Raw genomic sequence first — 20,852 nt, 5'->3', positions numbered from 1 at the left:
TAGATCATGAACTATGATATAATAATCATTGGTGCAGGTTTGGTAGGTTTGGCTACAGCCTACCAGACTCAACTTAAAAATCCTGATTCTAAGATTCTCATTTTAGAAAAAGAAAATGACGTAGCATTGCACCAGTCAGGACATAACAGTGGAGTAATCCATAGCGGGATTTATTATAAACCGGGAAGCCTTAAAGCTAAAAATTGTATTGAAGGCTATAACTCGGTCATTAACTTTGCCGAGAAATACGGTATACGATATGACCTTTGCGGAAAGATCATTGTAGCTACTTCGCAGGAAGAATTACCCCTTCTGGATAATATCTATAAAAGAGGAGTAGAAAACGGACTACAAGACTTAAAATACCTTTCAAGAGAAGAGTTCCGTGAAATCGAACCGCATTGTGAAGGAGTAAGAGCAATTAAAGTGCCACAAACCGGAATTATCGACTATCCGGGAATCGCAAAAAAAATAAAAGAACTTTTTGAAGAATTAGGAGGAGAAGTAAGATTTAATAATGAAGTAAAAAACATCATTGATAAAGGATCTGAAATTATTGTCAATACCAATATTTCCGAATTTAAAACCAAAAAGTTAATTTCCTGCGCAGGATTGTATTCCGATAAGATAACCAGAATGACCAACGAAAAAAACGATGTGGTCATTATTCCTTTTAGAGGAGAATATTATAAAATTAAGGATGAAAAAAAATATCTGGTAAAACATCTTATTTATCCGGTACCTGATCCTAGCTTTCCGTTTCTTGGAGTTCACTTTACCAGAATGATTGATGGTAATATAGAAGCTGGCCCTAATGCTGTTTTGGCCTTTAAAAAAGAAGGATATAACTTTTTTGATTTCAATTTTAACGAAACCATGCAAACAATGCTATGGCCGGGATTTAGAAAAATTGTAGCAAAATATGGGAAAACCGGAATGGGTGAAATGCACCGTTCACTTTCCAAATCTGCATTTACAAAAGCCCTTCAAAAGCTTTTACCGGAAATACAGGAAAACGACCTTGTTACAGGAGGTTCAGGAGTAAGAGCTCAAGCTTGCGACAGAAATGGAGGTTTGATTGATGATTTTGATATCGTGAAAAACGGAAACATTATTCACGTTAGAAATGCCCCTTCTCCAGCAGCTACGTCCTGCCTTTCTATAGGAAATAAAATAAGTGAGCTGATCATGAATTAGAAAATGCACTCCGTGCACTCAAAAAACTAAGAATATGAAAATTCAAATGGTTGACCTTAAAGGTCAATACCTGAAAATAAAAGAAGACGTAGATATCAGTATTCAGGAATGTATCGATAGTACCGCATTTATTAATGGTCCTGCAGTAAAAGAATTTCAACAGGATTTTGAAAAATATCTGAGAGTAAAACATGTTATTCCATGTGCTAATGGAACAGATGCTCTTCAAATTGCCATGATGGCACTTGACCTGAAGCCTGGTGACGAAATAATCTGCCCTGCTTTCACGTATGTAGCCACTGCTGAAGTTATTGGTCTTTTAGGATTAAAACCAGTAATGGTAGATGTAAACAAAGATACTTTCGATATTGAGTTAAATGGTCTTGAAAAATATCTGACCCCAAAAACCAAAGCAATTGTTCCTGTTCATCTATACGGCCAAAGTGCTGATATGGAGAAAATTCTTGAATTTGCAGAAAAACACAACCTTTTTGTGATTGAAGATAATGCTCAGGCAATAGGTTCTGATTATACTTTTTCTGATGGAACTGTGAAAAAAACGGGAACTATCGGACATATTGGATGTACCTCATTTTTCCCTTCAAAAAATCTCGGATGCTATGGCGATGGTGGTGCATTGATGACAAATGACGATGAATTAGCTTTTAAAATCAGAATGATTGCCAACCATGGTCAGGAAAAGAAATACTATCACAAAGTTTTAGGCTGTAATTCAAGATTGGATACCATACAGGCAGCGGTATTAAAAGTTAAGCTTAAACATTTGGATGAGTATTCAGCAGCCAGAAACAGAATGGCGGATTATTATGATGAAAACCTTGCAGATATTGCGGGAATTCAGATTCCTAAAAGAGCTGGGAATTCTACCCATGTATTTCATCAGTATACCCTTAGAGTGAAAAACGGGAAAAGAGATGAGCTACAGAAATATTTGGCAGAAAAAAATATTCCAAGTATGGTATATTATCCTTTGCCTCTTTACAAACAAGAAGCTTTTCTTCAATATGTAGAAGAAGGTTTTAGTCTTCCGGTTACAGAGCAGCTTTGCACAGAAGTTATTTCCCTTCCTGTACATACAGAATTTGATCAGGAAGTACTGGATATTATTATTACAGAAATTAAGAACTATTTTAATTAATATAAAGCAGATATGTCGGATTTTTTTGCACACGAAACAGCCGTTATTGACGAAGGATGTCAAATAGGTGAAGGAACCAAAATTTGGCACTTTTCACACCTTATGACAGGTTGCATTTTAGGTGAAAAATGTAATATAGGTCAGAATGTTGTCATCTCACCTAAAGTAGTTTTAGGACAGAATGTGAAAGTTCAGAATAATGTATCCATCTATGAAGGAGTAACATGTGATGATGATGTTTTTTTAGGCCCTTCTATGGTTTTTACCAATGTAATAAATCCGAGAAGTGCAGTAAACAGAAAAAATGAATATCTGAAAACCCATGTAGGAAAAGGTGCATCTATAGGCGCTAATGCAACCATTGTTTGCGGACATAATATAGGTCAGTATGCCTTTATTGGAGCAGGAGCCGTGGTTACAAAAGAAGTTCCGGATTATGCATTGGTAGTAGGAAACCCTGCAAGACAAATGGGATGGATGAGTGAATTCGGGCAAAGACTTGAATTTGATGCAGAAAATATAGCTGTTTGTGAAGAAAGTGGAGAAAAATACAAATTAGAAAATAATAAAGTTTCAAAGATTTAAAAACATACAAATGAGTGAAAAAATAAAATTTGCAGTCGTTGGCTGCGGACATATCGGAAAAAGACACGCCGAAATGATCACAAGAAATGATGAATGTGAGTTGGTAGGATTGATTGATGTTAAAGATAAATCTCAATTGGGAATCGAAAGTTATGATGCTCCCTTTTTTGCATCTCTGGATGAGTTTTTAGCTTCCGGGATTGAAGTAGATGTTATTAACATTGCTTCTCCCAACGGATTCCATTTTGAGCAATCTTATAAAGTGATAGATGCAGGTAAGCACGTTGTAGTAGAAAAGCCAATGGCTCTGAAAAAACAGCATGCGGAAAAACTTATTTTTCAAGCGTTGCACAAGCATAAACAAGTTTTTGCCGTTATGCAAAACAGATATTCTCCACCTTCTGCATGGGTGAAAGAAATGGTAGAAAGCGGAAAACTAGGAAATATATATATGGTTCAGCTTAATTGCTACTGGAACCGTGATGACAGATATTATAAGACAGAATCATGGCACGGGAAAAAAGATCTGGACGGAGGAACCTTATTTACACAGTTTTCTCACTTTATCGATATCATGTACTGGCTGTTCGGCGATATTACTAATATTCAGGCAAAATTTGCAGATTTTAATCATGCAACTCTTACTGATTTTGAAGATTCAGGATTCGTTAGCTTTGATTTTGTAGATGGAGGAATGGGTTCCTTAAATTATTCTACTTCAGTCTGGAATCAGAACCTTGAAAGTTCTATGACGATCATTGCAGAGAACGGGTCTGTGAAAATCGGGGGGCAATACATGGACAAAGTAGAAGTTTGTAATATAAAAGACTATGTAATGCCGGAATTAGCTCCCACAAACCCTGGAAATGATTATGGTGCTTATAAAGGATCTGCGGCCAATCACCATTTTATCATTGAAAACGTTGTAGATGTATTAAAAGGAAGAAATACCATTACTACGAATGCTTTGGAAGGGCTGAAAGTGGTGGATATTATTGAGAGAATATATGATAAAAAGTAGGAAATTCTCATTACTTTGGCATAATGATGAATTTTTAGAATGAAAAAAGAAAGAACTATACTGTCAAATCCTTGAATTTTGTTCAACCCTGAATAATGAAAAACAGATATGAGAATTTTGATAACGGAAGCAAATTATAAAAACTCTATAGCGCTACAGCGGGAATTACATAGAGAAAATAGGTACCAAGTTTTTGCTATGGATAAAGAATCTGTTTTTTTTGCTAAAAGATTGGGTTATTGTAAAGATTATATTGTTGGGGATTTGGAAGAATCAGTCAAACAGATTAATCCCGATTTTATAATTCCTGTAGGGAGCGAAGCTGTAAAGATATGCTCTGAAAAATATAGAGAATTATGTTTAATACCTACAAAAGAGAGTCTTGAAATAGCATTAAATAAAGATAAAATGCTAATTTTGAACTCTCTTAGCGATGTAAATTATCCTGAATGTAAATTATTTTCAAATCTGGAGGAATTAAGGCTATACAGTAGAGATAAGAATTGTGTTGTTAAATCAAGCAATGAAAGCTTAGCCAAATTTGATCCGTTATATGTAAAATTAGGTTCTGAATCCGAATTTGAAAAAATAGAAAAATACTTGTCAAGGGGAATAAAACTATTAATGCAGGAGCAGGTATCAGGAGTAGGCAGAGGCTTCTTTTGTATTGCTAAAGAAGGTAAAATCATTAGCTATTACATGCACCAGCGTATTAGAGAAATACCAATTACCGGGGGATCTAGTACAGCTGCCAAGTCTATTTTTTGTGAAAAAATGTTTAATATATCTAAACAAATTATAGAATATTTAAATTGGTCCGGCCCATTAATGATTGAGTATAAATATGATGAGACGAAACAACAATATTATTTAATAGAGTTAAATCCCAAATTTTGGGGTTCATTAGATTTATCTTATGCAGTAGGACTCAATTTTGGAAAAACTTTGATTGAAGCTTATTCAAATAACATAGAAGAACAAACTGAAAAAAAATATGAAGTTGGAAAAAAATTCTTTTGGGTTTTAGACGGAGACCTTTTGGTTTTACTTAAAACAGGAAAACTGCATAAAATAAAAGAATATTTTTATAAGGACTCTTATACGAACTTGTTTGAAAACTTTTTCGTTGATTCAATCAAATTAATATGGACCATAAAGAAAATTTTCTCAAAGTAAATAAAATGAAAAAGGGAATTTTTCATTTTCACAGTACCTATTCCTATGATGGAATAAATACGATTGAAAAAATAGTGAAAACAATAAGAGATAAAAAACTTGATTTTGTTGTTTTAACTGATCATGAGACCATAAAAGGGAGTTTAGAACTTCAAAGAAAAATAAAAGAACTAAATCTGAATGTAGATGTTCCTACTGCTGCGGAATATAAAACTGATCGGGGAGATGTTATAGCATTAAATGTAAAGAATGAAATTACAGACATGAGATGGCAGGAGTTTTATAAAAGTGCAAAAGAACAAAATGCCATCTTGATTTTGCCTCATCCATATGACGGGCACACCCAATTAGAAGAACTGGCACAAGCTGTTGATGTGATAGAAGTATTTAACGCCAGATCATCAGTCATTAATAATTACAAGTCTTATTTGTTGTCTCTAAAATATAAAAAACCCGTAATCTGGAGCTCTGATTCTCATATTCCTCAAACTCTTTTAAATGTAGTGGTAGGATATGAAAAAAAAGATTTGAAATTTCATGAAGCATTAACGAATGGCGAAATTGCCCCATTATTTCTTAAAAAAAGTTCAGTATCAGATATTTTTTTATCACAACTTAAAAAAGCGTACGTGAACAAAAATTTTAAATTGTTTATATATATTGTATATAAAACTCTTTTTAAGAGAACTAAAGAAGATTATTTAAATTTATGAAAAGAAAAATAATATCTTTTTTAGGTAGCAATATATTATCTCAATTAATATTACTGATTGCAGTTCCATTAACAGGAAGAATTTATTCTGATTACGAAATTGGAGTACTTTCCTTTATTTTATCAATTTCAGCCCCATTAGCGTACTTTTATACTTTGTCCTACAACAAAGCAATTATGTTACCAGCAAAGAGTGAAGAATATAGTATGCTATATGCTGTTTCCATTTTTTTAAGTATAACCATCTCATTAATTTCCTTTTTCGTTATACTTATTTCAATGTTATTTTTTGATATAGATTCCTATTTTTTAATTGTACCGTTGGTTGCATTTAGTCAATCTTTATATAGTGCATCAAAAGATATTCTTATAAAAAAAGGCTTGTTGAATATTGTCAGTAAATCAATGATACTAAGCTCTGTGTTTGCAGTTATCATTATACTTTCTGGTTATTATATAAAATTATCATATTGGGTTTTGATATTATCTTATGTGATACCTAATTTTTTGGCGACTATATTTATATTATTTTATATCAAAATACAAAGGAAAAAATTTGTTTACAGAGAATTTTATAACATTATAATAAAATATAAGTCCTTCCCATTGCATCAGATGCCAGCTTATTTTATTAATACTTTTAATGCAGAGCTACCTAGTTTCTTTATAAAACATTATTTTGGAGAAGCTATTTTGGGGAATTATTTTATGGCTTCCAAAATTGTGAATAAACCACTAAGTTTAATATCTGAAAGTTTAAATGGGTTAATATACAAGGATTTGTCAGAAACCAATAAAGCGAAACTCAATAAGAAAATGAATACCTATGTTGGATTATTATTTTTGGTTTCCCTACTATTTGCTATTGTATATTTAATTTTTGGGGAATATTTTTTCTCTTTATTTTTTGATATTAATAAATGGAGAAAGGCATTTGATATGAGTAAAATAATAATTTTCACTACGGTTATTTCATCGTCTTTTTCTCATTATTCAAGTGGTGTATTGGTTAAAAGAAAGAATAAAATTTTCCTCGTTTGGGAGGTAATTACCACTTTGGTTTTGTTTGTTTCATTTTTTTTAGGAAAGAGCTCTACAATAGATTTCTTTATATGGATTTATGTAGGAGTAATTCTATTTAGATATTTATTACTCTCTTTACTATTTAATAAATCTTGATTTTTTTGTTGCCATGAAAGTAATGTTAAAAAAATTGCGAACAGAAAATGCCATATTATATACAATTAAGTTTTTACTGAAAATTGCATTTGGCTATACCGTTTCTCCAACTTTAGAATTTTTATCGGAAGATAGTGTAACGATTCAGGTTGAGGGAATAAGAATTAAATTTAAGTTATGTTCACACGATAAATTGCTTGATCTGATAGAGGGCAAAGGTCATATGAAGTCTATACCTTCATATGATGATTATTATTACATTCCGGTTATTGATGAAAATGTAAGTGATTTTTATGAATGTAATAATGGACATATTCAAATCAATTATGATATTATTACTTTATCTTTTGTTTTATTATCATGCTATGATGAATTGACCTCAGAAGCACGAGATGAATATGACAGATTCAGATATAAAGATAGTTTAGTCTGTAAATATAATCTGATTACTATACCCATTGTTGATGAATACGCATTTCTGATCAGAAAAATTCTTAAAAATGAAGTACAAAGTTTTACTCCCTCATTAAAGCCAACTGTAATTGTTCCTACTCATGATATAGATAACCTTTATAGGTTTGACGGTTTTTTTACATCGATTAAGACTTTGGCTGCAGAAGCTATTAGAGAAAGAAGACCTTTACAATTATGCAGTTCAATACTGAACATGTTAAAAACTATTGTTTTTAAAAAAGAAGATCAGTACCTTAAAGGAATAGAGCAATTGTATAAAGATTCAAAAAAATACGGTTTAAGATCAGTTTTTTTCTTTATGACTGCGAAGCCATCTCAATTTGACAAAGGTCAGGTTATAAACCAAAATGTCTTGAATTTAATGTCCAAAATTGCAGATTCAGATATGCTGCTGGGTATCCATCCAGGCTTCAATACGTTCAGGGATATTGCTGTTATGAACGATGAAATAGAGAGGCTTAGAAATACATCAGAAAGAGATATTATATTTGCAAGACAGCACTATCTTAGATTTGACCGAAGAGTAACTTTTGAAAATCTTGAGAAATGTGGTATAAAGGTCGATTATACTATGGGGTTTGCAGACCATGAAGGATTTAAATGTGGTACAGCACACCAATTTCACCCATACAATTTTGAAAAAGACCAACCTTACAACATTCTTGTGATCCCTCTAATTGCTATGGATGCTACATTGACGTATTACCAAAAATATTCTATGGATAAAGCTTTTGAGGTATTGGAAAATCTTTTCAAAATAACAAAAAGAGTTGAAGGTGATTTCGTAATACTTTGGCATAATGATAGAGTTTTCAGAGATCAAAAGTGGTATAAGAAGGTGTATTTAAGATTTATTTCACAATATAGTATGAAAAATAGAAACTTACAATAACAAAAAAAGATTTCATCCAACATATCATGATTGATTGTAATAAATGAAAAGCTTCCTTAATTTTAATAAAAAGAAATATAATTGAAAAATATGTCATTATTTACAGACAAGTTTACATTTTTTAAAGTATTCATTTATTTTATTTTTGTTTTTTCGGGGTCTCTAAAGTGGTTGCCCATTCCAATGGATTTGACCCTATTGTCTCTTTTGCTTTGTTTTGTGGTAATGATCTCGGAATTGCGTACGCTAGTTCCGCTACAAGTAAAGGATCGACTCATCGTTATTTTAATGCTTATATTGAGTTTTATTTTTCTTATTTCTAATTTTTATTCAGTATCTACTATCTATGCCCAATCTAAATCCCTTGCTGTTGTTCTGAATATTTTTACAGTAATGTACCCCATTATTGTATTTAAAAAATCTATTTTTTCTGAATTGAAATTATTGATGTATCTTATTGGTGGATTAATGATTGTAGGATTGTTTTATCTGTATTTTAATAATATGTTTATTATATTCCATGATTCTGAATTGTTAGTGGATAAAGTTCCTACCTATTTAGTTATTGGAATCATGCTGTGTGCATGTTTTATTTTCTCTCTGGCAAGCAAATTAACATGGTATGTTGCGGCTTACAGATTATCAATATTATTTTTACTATTTCAACTTGGGGGAAGAGGACCTATCATCAATTTGATACTATCCTTAATTGTTTTCTTTACTTTGAATCTTAAAAATTATAAAATAAATTATAAAACAGGGTTTGCAATAGGGGCATTATTTTTTACCATTCTTATTTTTGGAGAGAATATTTATACTTTTGCATTTCAAAATGTAGATTTTGAACGATTTAACATATTTAAATCTTATAACGAAGATACAAGTTTATCCATAAGAGGGAATTTTCTTGAGATTGGATTGGAATCAATACTAGATCATCCTTTTTTTGGATTAGGAATTGGAAGCTCAGGATTTATACTGGAAGGTGCTGATGTGAGTAATTATCCGCACAATTTGTTTGTAGAATCAATGATGGAATTGGGGATACTGGGAGGAGGATTATACCTGTCGGCATATGTATTATTCTTTTTTAGAAATTATTCTATTTCCAAAAGCAATAAAAATATGCTGATATTATTTATTATTGTTTTACTGTTTTATCTGGAAGACAATAAAAGTAACTCTTTTGATTCCTGGAGATGCAGTATAATATGGATTATGTTTTTTTTATCTGAGAAGAGATACAAAGTTGGAATAACTAATTAAAAATTCATTTGAAATAATGTATAATATTAATTTTATAAAATTAGATTATACGTATATAGGTTCCTATAAATATTATTTAATTTAAAAAAAGAAAAAAACAAATGTGTGGAATTTTTGGTGTCGTATCGAACACCAGTATTAATAAACAAAAGTTTCAAACTCTGGTAAAGCATTCCGAACAAAGGGGAGTAGATTCTAGTGGTTTGATTTATTATCAAAATAACCAGTATAAAGTAAACAGAGCTGATTATAGCATTGAAAAATTACTGAATAAGGTAAAACCATATAATAACAATATTGTTTTAGGACATAGTAGATTGATTACTAATGGGCTGGGGGATAATCAGCCAGTCATCAGAGGAAATATATGTGCAATACATAATGGAATTATAGTAAACGAAGAAGAAGTCTGGAGTAAGCTATCGGTAAGCAGACAATTGAAAATTGATTCCGAAGCTATTGTGGCTATTGCAGAAGAATTTCTTAATAACGACGAAAACAAATTAGAAAACCTTCCTAAAGAGATATTTTCTTTATGTCAGGGAGTTATTGCCTGTGCTCTTGCTCTGCCAGAAAAAGGAAAACTTCTTCTTTTTTCTAATAATGGCAGTTTATATGTAGGTTATAATGAGGACAAAACTTATTTTGCATCAGAAAGCTATGGACTTAGAATCATAGGATGTGAAAATATCACCCAGATAAAAGAAGAGTCTTTGATTTTGGATATTCCAGTCTCAAAAGAAAATCTTACCGTCACAGATGAAAAAAGCAGAGTAGAAAACTTAATCCCTGAGTTTAAATTTAATACTATTGAAGAAGGATTACTTGAATATAAAAAGCTTAACATCAAAAGATGTACTAAATGTATTCTTCCGGAGACAATGCCTTTCATAAAATTTGATGAAGAAGGCGTATGTAACTACTGTAAAAGCTACAAACCAAGAAATAATCCAAAACCGAAAGAAGAATTATTTAAATTGGTTGAACCTTACAGAAGAAAAGGTAAGGAACTGGATTGTATTGTTCCTTTTTCAGGAGGTCGAGATAGCTGCTATGGATTGCACCTTATTGTAAAAGAACTGGAGATGAAACCTGTTACTTATACCTATGATTGGGGAATGGTAACAGATCTTGGCCGAAGAAATATCAGCCGTATGTGTGCTGATCTTGGGGTAGAAAACATTATTGTTGCCGCAGATATTTCATTGAAAAGAAAGAATATCAGAATGAACCTTGAAGCATGGCTGAAGTCACCTCATTTAGGAATGATGGCAATGCTTACTGCAGGAGATAAACATTTCTTCAGACATGTGGAAGATATCAAAAAGCAAACAGGGATCAACCTTAATCTTTGGGGAGTAAATCCATTGGAAGTAACTCACTTTAAAACAGGATTTTTAGATATTGAACCTGATTTTGAAGAAAAAAGAGTATACAGTCATGGTGCTATGAAACAGCTGAGATATCATTCCAAAAGATTCAGAGCGATGATGGAGAGTCCTGGATATTTTAATAGTTCACTTTGGGATACTTTGTCCGGTGAATACTATCGCAGCTTCACAGAAAAACAGGATTACTATCACATTTTTGATTATTGGAGATGGGATGAGGAGCAGGTAGATAATACTCTTTTAAATGATTATAATTGGGAAAAAGCAATTGATACTACCACTACCTGGAGAATTGGTGATGGTACAGCAGCTTTTTATAATTATGTATATTATACTGTAGCTGGTTTTACAGAGCATGATACGTTCAGAAGTAATCAGATCAGAGAAGGACAAATAACAAGAGAAAGAGCTTTAGAACTTGTTGAAATAGAAAATACTCCACGTTATCAGAATATCAGATGGTATCTGGATACTTTAGGACTTGATTTTGAAAGAGTGATTAAAATCGTGAATAAAATTCCGAAATTGTATACTGAAAAATAATTTAAATTTTTGTTCGTAAATGAAAAGCTCTACCTTGATTTTTAAGATTACTTTATTATTTACTTATTGGATGTATAGTAGTTCTTTCTGTTTGGCTATGCCTATTTTTAAACCAGCACCAGCAATACAGAATAAATTAATATTTACATCAGATAATCCCACATTTACGAACAAAAACTTAAGCGTTAAGGAGATTTCCAAAATGTTGGATTTTTATACTGATGTATTTAGCTCAGAGACTCAACTGTCCAAGTGGTACAGTTCTGTCTATGATAGTTCAGCTCTTTTGTATGTTCCTATGCAATATGCTTATGATACTCAAAATAATGAGTTAATAAATAAATTTCAGAAGCTGTTTACTTATAATACATTACTTATTGTAAAAAAGAATTCGCAGGCAGATGATTTGGCTAAAAGAACCTTTTACTTTACTGTTTCAGAATATTTAAGAAGAAGTGGTATAAAAGGTAATGCCGAAAATACCAAGATGTATGATTTCATAAAAAATGAAGTATTATATTATTGGAATAATAATCCCGCAAACATTTGGGATGCTGAATCAAAGAAATTTTATGGTGCAAAACAAAGAATAGATTATATCTTAAGTGGAAACTTTAATGGTAATCTAAGTTATTATAGAGCAATTACTGATTTTGAGCTATACGTTATGGGAACTGGTGTAAGTCTTTTACTCATCGAAAAAGATGCCAAACGAACCATAACTCCTGATTTAGTCTCTATTAAAGACAGATTCTATCAGGTATTGAAAAAAGAAGTAAGTATTAAAGATGGAGCATGGTATCTGCAGCCAAATATTTGGAAAGATCATCCGGATTTTAAGGATGTAGCCCTTCAAAAGAGCCAAAATGTCAATTGGGATGCTTCTCATTTTTCGAGAATGTCTGCTTATCTGCATCTGTTGAAACTTAATTTTCAAAACGACAAAATAAAATACAGTTATTTGGAAAAACTCACCACATTACTTTCAAATCAGTTGATAACCAACATTGCTGTTTATAATTCAAAAAATGATTTTTACACCTTCAATAATTATATAGATGGTAATAACAGTAGCTTTCGAAGTGATGTTAAAGGTGGGAAAAAAGGAATCCAGCCATCTCAGAACTTTGAACATATTTTTATTGGCTGGTGGAAAATGTTAAATACCAGAGAAGTCAATATCATGTATGAAAGAATAGCAGGAAAATTCCCTTATTATTCTGAGCAGAGTGCCTATATCACACATGATAAAGGTTTTTATCAGGAAATTGTAAATCTGAAATAATCTCATTTAGCATGGTTGTATTTCAAGTATGTAATTCTCCATCTGTTAGAAAATCAAATAATTAAGAATGAAACATAACCAATGTTTAATAGGAAACCTGAAAATTTTCCAAAATCCAATTAATGAATAAAAAATACGAATTTCACATATGTCACCTGACGAGTGTTCATCCACGGAATGATTCCAGAATATTTCATAAGATGTGCAAAAGTTTGGCATCCAATGATATCAGGGTGTCATTGGTAGTCGCTGATGGTAAAGGTAATGAAACGATAGACAATGTGGAAATTATAGATATAGGTGCACCTGATGGCAGATTAAAAAGAATTACGAAAACTACATACAAAATTTTTAATAAAGCTAAGGAACTTAATGCAGATGTATTTCATCTTCATGATCCCGAACTTCTTTTAGTAGCAAACAAACTTAAAAAACTAAATAAAAAGGTAATCTTTGATTCTCACGAAGATACAGTAAACACAATTTTAGTTTCACCTTATTTAAAATCCCCTTTTTCAAATATAATTTCTCTATTATATGAGAATTTCGAACGTTATATCTGTAAAAAAATAGACGGAGTAGTTGGTGCAACACCTCATATTGAAAGTTATTTTAAAAAATTTGCCAGACAAACTGAAAATATCAATAACTATCCCATCTTATCAGGTAAGAAACAGGAGAGCATTTCCTGGGATGAAAAAAAGAATGAAGTTTGTTATGTGGGATCCATTGATGATACAAGAGGAATCAAAGATTTGATGAATTCATTGGAGCTTTCAAAATCAAAGGCCAAACTGAATCTGGCAGGAATGTACTCTTCTCCTGCTCTGGAAAAAGAGATAAAGGAACATAAAGACTATCACCTGGTTAATGACTTTGGATATGTAAATTCTGAAGAAGTAGATAATATTTATAACCGTTCGTTAGTAGGTGTGGTTACTTTGCATCCCATTCCAACATTTTTAGTGAGTCTGCCAATAAAAATGTTTGAATACATGGTTGCGGGAATTCCGTTTATTGCCTCAGATTTTCCTTACTGGAGAAGTTTATTGAAAGGGAGTGATTGTTGTATTTTCGTAAACCCTCAAAAACCTCAGGAAATAGCCAATGCTATCGATTATTTCATTCTTAACAAAGAAAGAGCTAAACAAATGGGCGAACTGGGACAAAAGCTAGTCTATGAAAATTTTTCATGGGAAAGCCAGTCTGAAAAATTATTAACGTTTTATCAAAAAGTTTTATCAAACTAATATGTGCGGAATAACAGGAGCAATAGAGTTTAAAAGATCACAAAACCTCAATTTTGAAGAAGGAAGTGATTTGCATAATTACATACGAAGAAGAGGACCGGATTACTATGGAGTTGAAAAAACAGAATATGAAGGATGGTCAGTAACTTTAGCTCACTCCAGGTTAGCAATTATTGATCTTTCAGGAGCTTCTAACCAACCTATGATTTCTCATGATGATAGATATACTATTACTTTTAATGGTGAAATATATAACTATCAGGAAATCCGTGAAGAATTAATATCAAATGGTTTTATATTCAGAACAACAGGAGATACTGAAGTTCTTTTAAGAGCATGGGAATGCTGGGGTGAAGGCTGTTTGGATAAACTAAACGGGATGTTTGTTTTTGGTTTATTTGACAAAATTAAAGGAGAGTTCTATCTGGTAAGAGACAGATTTGGAGTTAAACCATTAATATATACTTTTTTTGATGGCCAGCTATTGTTTTCCTCTTCCATAGCCTCTGTAGCAAAACAAATAAATCAGGAGATAGATCTGGAGTATTGTTCCAGTGGAATAAGGTTCGGTTTTTTTGAAGGATATGAAGACAGAACTCCTTTCAAAAATGTAAAATATCTTTTGCCAGGATCATTGATGAAATGTACGCTGGATGGAGAACTGAAAATAGAAACAAAATCATGGTACTCCCTGGAAGAGCAGGTGGCAAAAAAAAGAAAAGAACTTGAATCTTTAAGCTCAGATGAGCTAATTTCCCAAGGGAAAGCTCTGTTGGAAAGTTCAACCAAGATACGTCTGAGAAGTGATGTTCCTCTGGCAATTTCTTTAAGTGGTGGGGTAGACTCATCGTCTATAGCAGCAATTACAGCAAAAGAAGTAGATCACCTGATGGCCTTCAGCTATGGAGCTCCGGATCACCCAAAATCAGAAGGACCTGTTATCAACAAATTTGCAAAAGATAAAAATATCAATGTTGAATATATTCACCACTCTTACAACGCACAGGAGATGGGGAATATTTATGATCAGACAATGGAGGCACAGGAATCTCCATTTCTTGGATTAAGCATTATAGCACAGCATGAAGTATACAAGCAGGTAAAAGAAAGGAACATTAAAGTTTTATTAGGAGGCCAGGGAGGTGATGAAATTTTTGCCGGATACAGAAAGTTTTTCGTAGTGGCACTGAAAAAAGCGATCGAAAAAAAGGAAATCCTTCCGGGGTTGCAATATTTTCATTCCTTAGCACTTATGCTGATATTCGAAACCAAGCAAATAAAAACATATTGGAATGAGAAAAACAGGTATCTGAAAACAACAGGAAAAGATACTTCATTCCTTGATTGCCTACCAAATATTTCCTTAAATCTCTTTGAAAATACGTCTTTATCAAACAGACAGATTTCAGATATTCAGAAATACAGTATTCCTTCACTGTTAAGATATGAAGATAGAAATTCAATGTATTTTTCTATTGAAAGCAGACTACCTTTTATGGATTATAGATTGGTAGAGTTTGCTCTGGCATTGCCGGATCTGCTTAAGATTAAACATGGATATGGAAAATGGATACTACGTGAAATGATGAAAAAAGACGTACCAGGCTATATTCTTAAAAACCGTTTAAAAAGAGGTTTTGACGTTACCCAGAATTGGGTAAATGATGGTGTGGGAGAAAGAATACAATCTAATATTTTAGAAAATAAAAATAAAGTAAAAGATTTTGTCTCTGACATCAGTAGACTTGAAGATGCCCTTACAATCAAGAATCTTAATAACAGCAATATTTTGAATGAAGCAATCATGCTTGATTTCCTCATAGATCCTATTAAAAAACCAACACTTCAGTGATGAAAATGAATAAAAATACCTGGCTGATTTCCAAATATGCCTCACCTCCTCAGTATGCAAAAGTTCCTTCACGTTTGTTTTATTTAGCAAGAGAATTTAAAAGGCAGGGAAATAATACCCTCATGATAACCTCAGATTCAAATCATTTTACCAATTGTCCTGAAACTGACAAAATTTATAATGATGAAGAGCAGGATGGTGTTGCCATAAGATGGATTAAAACGAAGAAATATATCAAAACAGCATCAATAGACAGAATATTGTCCTGGTTTGATTTTGAAAGAAAGCTTTTCTCAATGAAACTTTCCAATATGACAAAACCTGATGTGGTTATTGTTTCGTCTCTTTCGATTTTTACCATTATCTATGGTTATTATCTGAAAAAGAAATTTGGTAGTTTTTTAGTCTTTGAAATCCGGGATATATGGCCTTTAACTATGACAGAAGAAGCAGGTTTTTCCAAATGGCATCCACTTGTCTTACTGATAGGGTTTATAGAAAAATTTGGGTATAAAAAAGCGGATCTGGTAGCAGGAACAATGCCAAGATTAGATCTACATGTAGAACAATTACTGGGAGATAAAAGACCTTTTCATTGTTCACCATTAGGATTTGATCCAGAAAACTATTCTGAAGACTTTTTAAAAGATACAAATCCGTTTTCAGGGATAGTACCATCAGGCAAAGTCATTATTGGTTATGCCGGAAGTATGGGAGTTACCAATGCATTGGAACCTTTTATTGAAACAATACAAAGGATGAAGGAGAACAGTAATATCCATTTTTTACTTGTTGGAAGTGGTGATCTCAGAGAGTCTTATGAAGAACAACTAAAAAATTGTTCCAATGTGACATTTTTACAAAGAATTCAGCAAAGTGAAGTTAAATATTTTCTTGATGCTTGCGATATTCTGTACTTGTCTACTAAAGATTCAAAAGTGTGGGACTACGGACAATCTATGAATAAAGTGGTAGAATATATGCTGGCCGCTAAACCTATTATTGCTTCGTATACCGGATATCCTTCCATGATTAATGAAGCTGATTGCGGTAAGTTTATCAACAGTACTTCTGCAGAGGATATTAAAGATGCCATCTTATATTATGCCAATATGAGCAAGGAAGAAAGGGTTGAGATAGGTGATAAAGGAAGAAAATGGATTTTTGAAAACAGAACGTATCCGGTGTTAGGAAAAAAATATATGGATGCAATTGTATTTCATTCTGTAAAGCAAAAGAAATAATTTTGCATAAGTTGAAATATAAATATTAGGATTTATCTTGAAAATTACTATTAATAATAATTTCATTTATAAACTATTCCTGTTATCTGTTATGGTAGGAAATACCATTGCTATTTCTTTTGCAAAGCCTTTGGAAATGAATCCAAGGAACTTTTCTATACCTTATCGGATTTTTATTATTGTATTTTCTGTATTCATAATTTATAGAGAAAAAAGAAATATTAGTTTTAAAAATATTTCATTGATAAGCCTTGTTGGATTTTGGATTTTCTATATTATCAAGCTTACCTATTCATTTAATAATTATTCGTTTAACAAGGATGTAATAGTATTAGAGAATGAGGATATCTTCAGAATCTTATTTATGAATCTCCTTCCTAGTGCGGCGTTATTATGTATTAATTACAATAAAGTAGATTTCAAAAGTATTACAAAATACTGTCTCTTTATTTTATGTGGTCTTCTTGTTGTTAATTATATATATGGTTATATCAACTTAGATCATATTTTTAGTACATACTACATTATGTATGGTCATATAGGAGCCTCGTTGTTTATCATCTCATTATTTTTGCTTTTATTTTGTAAAAAAGATTACAAATCATATTTTTTATTCTTCTGTCTTTTTTTAGGACTTTTTAATGTAATACAATCTATGGCGAGGAGTCCTTTAATTGCTATTGCTGTAAGCTCTTTTTATATGGTTCTTTTAAAGGGAAATAAAAAATATTTGTTATATGCCATTACATTAATTTTGTTATTGATAGGTCTTATTTTTCTCCACGAACAATATGGTGGCGGATTCATAACAAGCTTTAACAGAATGTATAAATGGCTTGCACTGGGAGATACCTCAAGCAGAGAACCATTATATAAAGGAGCTCTTGAAATTTTTAATTCAAATCCTGTCTTAGGAGGAAGAATATTATTTGAAGATGGAGTTCATCCCCATAATATCTTTTTAGAACTTTTAATGGCTACCGGTATTCTAGGGTTAATTATTTATTTTCTAAAATTTTTACCAGTATTTCAAAATGCTTCTATTTTCTGGAACATAAACAAAAGTAATATATACTATAAAGTTATTTTTGCTTTATTTTTGCAATATTTTACGCTTGTACAGACATCCTGTAATCTTTTTAATATACCGGAATTTTTGTACTTTAGTTCAATAATTATTGGTATTAGTTATACCACAAAAAACAAAAGAATTGAGTAAAAGCTCACCATGTATGATGACGAACAGATCTAACTTTTAAGAATGTATAAAAATTATTTAAAGAGAATTTTTGACTTTGTATTTTCTCTGATGGGAATTACCTTATTGCTTCCGATTTTCCTTGTTGTGATGATAGGTTTATTCCTGGCTAATGAGGGAAAACCCTTTTTCTTCCAGTTAAGACCTGGGAAAAATGGGAAAGTATTTAAAATTATAAAGTTTAAAACCATGAATGATAAAAAGGATTCCAATGGAAACCTTTTATCAGATGCAGAAAGACTAACAGCTATAGGCTCATTCGTTCGTAAAACATCCTTGGATGAAATTCCACAGTTGATCAATGTTTTGAAAGGAGATATGTCTCTTATTGGTCCCAGACCTCTTCTTGTACAATATCTGCCGCTTTATAACGAGCACCAGGCACGAAGACATGAAGTGAGACCCGGAATTACAGGATGGGCACAGGTGAATGGAAGAAATGCAATATCATGGAACCAGAAATTTGACTATGACGTGTGGTATGTAGAAAACATCTCTTTTATTTTAGATTTCAAAATCTTTTTTCTTACCGCGAAGAAAGTATTTATCAGAGAAGGAGTGTCTGCTGATGGACACGTTACCATAGAACCATTTCAAGGAAATTAATTGATAGCTATGTATTTATTTGGAGCAAGTGGACATGGAAAGGTAATTGCAGATATTGCTGCTGCTAATGACATAAAAATTAAGGCATTCATAGATCAGGATGTCACTAAAAAGGAATGCTACGGATTTCCAGTCTTGAATACTTTACCGGACGATAAGGAAAAACTTATTATTTCAATTGGGAATAATCTTACCCGTAAAAAGATTGCAGAACAGATAAAGAGTGAGATGGGTACTTTAGTACACCCAAAATCAATAATTTCTGGTTCTGTGAAAATAGAAGAGGGAACAGTAATCATGGGAGGAGTTGTAATTAATGCTGATACTACCATTGGTAAACACTGTATCATCAATACCAATGCATCTGTAGATCATGATTGCGTGGTTGAAGATTTTGTTCATATTTCACCCAATTCAGCACTTGCCGGAGGAGTAGAAGTAGGAGAAGGTTCTCAGGTGGGAATCGGAGCTTCAGTAATCCAGGGAATTAAAATAGGAAAATGGTGTGTAATAGGTGCCGGAGCGGTAATTATTAACGATATTCCTGATTATTCAGTGGTTGTAGGAAATCCGGGTAGAATTATCAAGAAAAATATTATATAAACAAGTTACTAATCAAAAATATGAATACTAAAATCTGGTTGTCCTCACCACATATGGGAGGGAATGAACAAAAATATATCAACGAAGCATTTGAAGAAAACTGGGTAGCTCCATTAGGACCTAATGTTAACGGATTTGAAAGTGATCTGGAACAGTTTTTAGGTGGAAATGCAAAAGTGGCTGCACTTTCTGCAGGTACTGCAGCATTACACCTTGCTCTTATTGAATGTGGAATTGTACATGGTGATGAGGTGATCTGCCAATCAATGACTTTCTCTGCTTCAGCTAACCCAATTGCATATTGTGGAGCAATACCTGTTTTTGTGGATAGTGAGCCAGTTACATGGAATATGTGCCCGAAAGCATTAAGAGAAGCTATTGAAGACAGAATCCAGAAAGGAACAAAGCCTAAGGCAATCATTGTAGTTCACCTTTACGGAATGCCTGCAAAAATGAACGAAATTATGGCTATTGCTGAAGAATTCCAGATTCCTGTGATTGAAGACGCAGCAGAAGCACTTGGTTCAACTTATAAAGGACAGGCATGCGGAACATTCGGACGTTTTGGGATTTTAAGTTTTAACGGAAATAAAATTATTACCACTTCAGGAGGTGGAGCGATGGTTTGTCATACTCAGGAAGATAAAGATAAAACCGTTTTCCTTTCTACACAAGCCAGAGACAATGCACCACATTATCAGCATTCACAGATTGGCTTCAACTATAGAATGAGTAATATTGTAGCAGGAATAGGAAGAGGACAGATGGAAGTTCTTAACGATAGAATTGCTGCCCGTAGAGCCATGCACAGCTTCTATGTTGATCTTTTTAAAAATATTGAAGGTGTAACTGTATTTTCAGAATCTGGAGATGATTTTTATTCAAATCACTGGTTATCTGCGATAATCATTGATCCGGAAATCACAGGTAAAGACAGAGAAAGTTTAAGACTTGCGTTCTTAGAAGATAATATAGAATCCAGACCACTTTGGAAACCAATGCATTTACAGCCGGTTTTTGAAACGTCTCCTTACTATGGTGGGAATGTTTCTGAAAAACTTTTTGATAACGGATTATGTCTTCCTTCAGGTTCTAATCTGTCAGATGATGACAGAGAGAGAATAACGAAAGTAGTGCATACTTACTTTGGAATTTAATA

Annotated in this window: 18 protein-coding genes; all 18 read left to right on the top strand. The window is 32.4% G+C overall.

Annotation, left to right across the window (positions count from 1 at the left end):
• The first annotated feature begins 6 nt into the window (after positions 1-6).
• The 18 genes from lhgO to BUE84_RS18150 all read left to right on the top strand — a co-directional run bounded on the left by lhgO (position 7) and on the right by BUE84_RS18150 (position 20,850).
• Entirely contained in the window at positions 7-1,197 is a 1,191-nt protein-coding gene (gene lhgO / locus BUE84_RS18235) for an L-2-hydroxyglutarate oxidase (protein WP_079242931.1), read from the top strand.
• A gap of 34 nt (positions 1,198-1,231) precedes the next feature.
• Positions 1,232-2,356, top strand: coding sequence for a DegT/DnrJ/EryC1/StrS family aminotransferase (locus BUE84_RS18230; protein WP_079242930.1), 1,125 nt, complete (start codon positions 1,232-1,234; stop codon positions 2,354-2,356).
• 12 nt (positions 2,357-2,368) lie between these two features.
• Positions 2,369-2,941 (top strand): acyltransferase, encoded by a 573-nt coding sequence (locus BUE84_RS18225; RefSeq protein ID WP_034699094.1) that lies wholly within the window; start codon positions 2,369-2,371, stop codon positions 2,939-2,941.
• A 10-nt stretch (positions 2,942-2,951) separates the two neighbouring features.
• Entirely contained in the window at positions 2,952-3,962 is a 1,011-nt protein-coding gene (locus tag BUE84_RS18220; protein ID WP_079242929.1) for a Gfo/Idh/MocA family protein, read from the top strand.
• Positions 3,963-4,070: 108 nt separating this feature from the next.
• A complete protein-coding gene (locus BUE84_RS18215) occupies positions 4,071-5,138 on the top strand; it encodes a hypothetical protein (protein WP_079242928.1) in 1,068 nt (355 codons plus the stop codon).
• On the top strand, positions 5,108-5,851 hold the full coding sequence (locus BUE84_RS18210; protein WP_079242927.1) for a PHP domain-containing protein: 744 nt from the start codon (positions 5,108-5,110) through the stop codon (positions 5,849-5,851). The genes BUE84_RS18215 and BUE84_RS18210 overlap by 31 nt, the downstream gene beginning before the upstream one ends.
• Positions 5,848-7,029: a lipopolysaccharide biosynthesis protein gene (locus BUE84_RS18205; RefSeq protein WP_079242926.1), complete on the top strand. Its 1,182-nt coding sequence runs from the start codon at positions 5,848-5,850 to the stop codon at positions 7,027-7,029. The genes BUE84_RS18210 and BUE84_RS18205 overlap by 4 nt, the downstream gene beginning before the upstream one ends.
• A gap of 13 nt (positions 7,030-7,042) precedes the next feature.
• Positions 7,043-8,395, top strand: a complete 1,353-nt coding sequence (locus BUE84_RS18200; protein WP_079242925.1) for a polysaccharide deacetylase family protein — start codon at positions 7,043-7,045, stop codon at positions 8,393-8,395.
• Between the two features lie 393 nt (positions 8,396-8,788).
• Positions 8,789-9,661 (top strand): O-antigen ligase family protein, encoded by an 873-nt coding sequence (locus BUE84_RS18195; RefSeq protein WP_158521385.1) that lies wholly within the window; start codon positions 8,789-8,791, stop codon positions 9,659-9,661.
• Between the two features lie 101 nt (positions 9,662-9,762).
• Positions 9,763-11,595 (top strand): glucosamine 6-phosphate synthetase, encoded by a 1,833-nt coding sequence (locus BUE84_RS18190; RefSeq protein WP_079242923.1) that lies wholly within the window; start codon positions 9,763-9,765, stop codon positions 11,593-11,595.
• A gap of 19 nt (positions 11,596-11,614) precedes the next feature.
• Positions 11,615-12,880, top strand: coding sequence for a hypothetical protein (locus tag BUE84_RS18185; protein WP_145953293.1), 1,266 nt, complete (start codon positions 11,615-11,617; stop codon positions 12,878-12,880).
• A gap of 200 nt (positions 12,881-13,080) precedes the next feature.
• Positions 13,081-14,130 carry a glycosyltransferase gene (locus BUE84_RS18180; protein WP_158521383.1) on the top strand — a complete coding sequence of 350 codons (1,050 nt, stop codon included), beginning with the start codon at positions 13,081-13,083 and terminating at the stop codon, positions 14,128-14,130.
• A 1-nt stretch (position 14,131) separates the two neighbouring features.
• Positions 14,132-15,982, top strand: a complete 1,851-nt coding sequence (gene asnB, locus BUE84_RS18175; RefSeq protein ID WP_079242920.1) for an asparagine synthase (glutamine-hydrolyzing) — start codon at positions 14,132-14,134, stop codon at positions 15,980-15,982.
• Positions 15,982-17,226 (top strand): glycosyltransferase family 4 protein, encoded by a 1,245-nt coding sequence (locus BUE84_RS18170; protein WP_079242919.1) that lies wholly within the window; start codon positions 15,982-15,984, stop codon positions 17,224-17,226. Before asnB ends, BUE84_RS18170 begins: the two co-directional genes overlap by 1 nt.
• Positions 17,227-17,263: 37 nt before the next feature.
• Positions 17,264-18,445 carry an O-antigen ligase family protein gene (locus BUE84_RS18165; RefSeq protein WP_145953292.1) on the top strand — a complete coding sequence of 394 codons (1,182 nt, stop codon included), beginning with the start codon at positions 17,264-17,266 and terminating at the stop codon, positions 18,443-18,445.
• Positions 18,446-18,487: 42 nt separating this feature from the next.
• Positions 18,488-19,090: a sugar transferase gene (locus BUE84_RS18160; protein ID WP_079242917.1), complete on the top strand. Its 603-nt coding sequence runs from the start codon at positions 18,488-18,490 to the stop codon at positions 19,088-19,090.
• 9 nt (positions 19,091-19,099) lie between these two features.
• Positions 19,100-19,693 carry an acetyltransferase gene (locus BUE84_RS18155; RefSeq protein WP_079242916.1) on the top strand — a complete coding sequence of 198 codons (594 nt, stop codon included), beginning with the start codon at positions 19,100-19,102 and terminating at the stop codon, positions 19,691-19,693.
• Positions 19,694-19,713: 20 nt separating this feature from the next.
• The gene (locus BUE84_RS18150) at positions 19,714-20,850 is read left to right on the top strand and encodes an aminotransferase class I/II-fold pyridoxal phosphate-dependent enzyme (RefSeq protein ID WP_079242915.1); all 1,137 of its coding nucleotides are present in this window, start codon (positions 19,714-19,716) and stop codon (positions 20,848-20,850) included.
• The last annotated feature ends 2 nt before the right edge of the window (positions 20,851-20,852 follow it).

Origin of the sequence: Chryseobacterium indologenes (genome assembly GCF_002025665.1) — a bacterium.
Lineage (GTDB): Bacteria > Bacteroidota > Bacteroidia > Flavobacteriales > Weeksellaceae > Chryseobacterium > Chryseobacterium metallicongregator.
The sequence above is the reverse complement of the archived record's forward strand: the minus strand, read 5'-3'. Positions and strand labels throughout refer to the sequence as shown.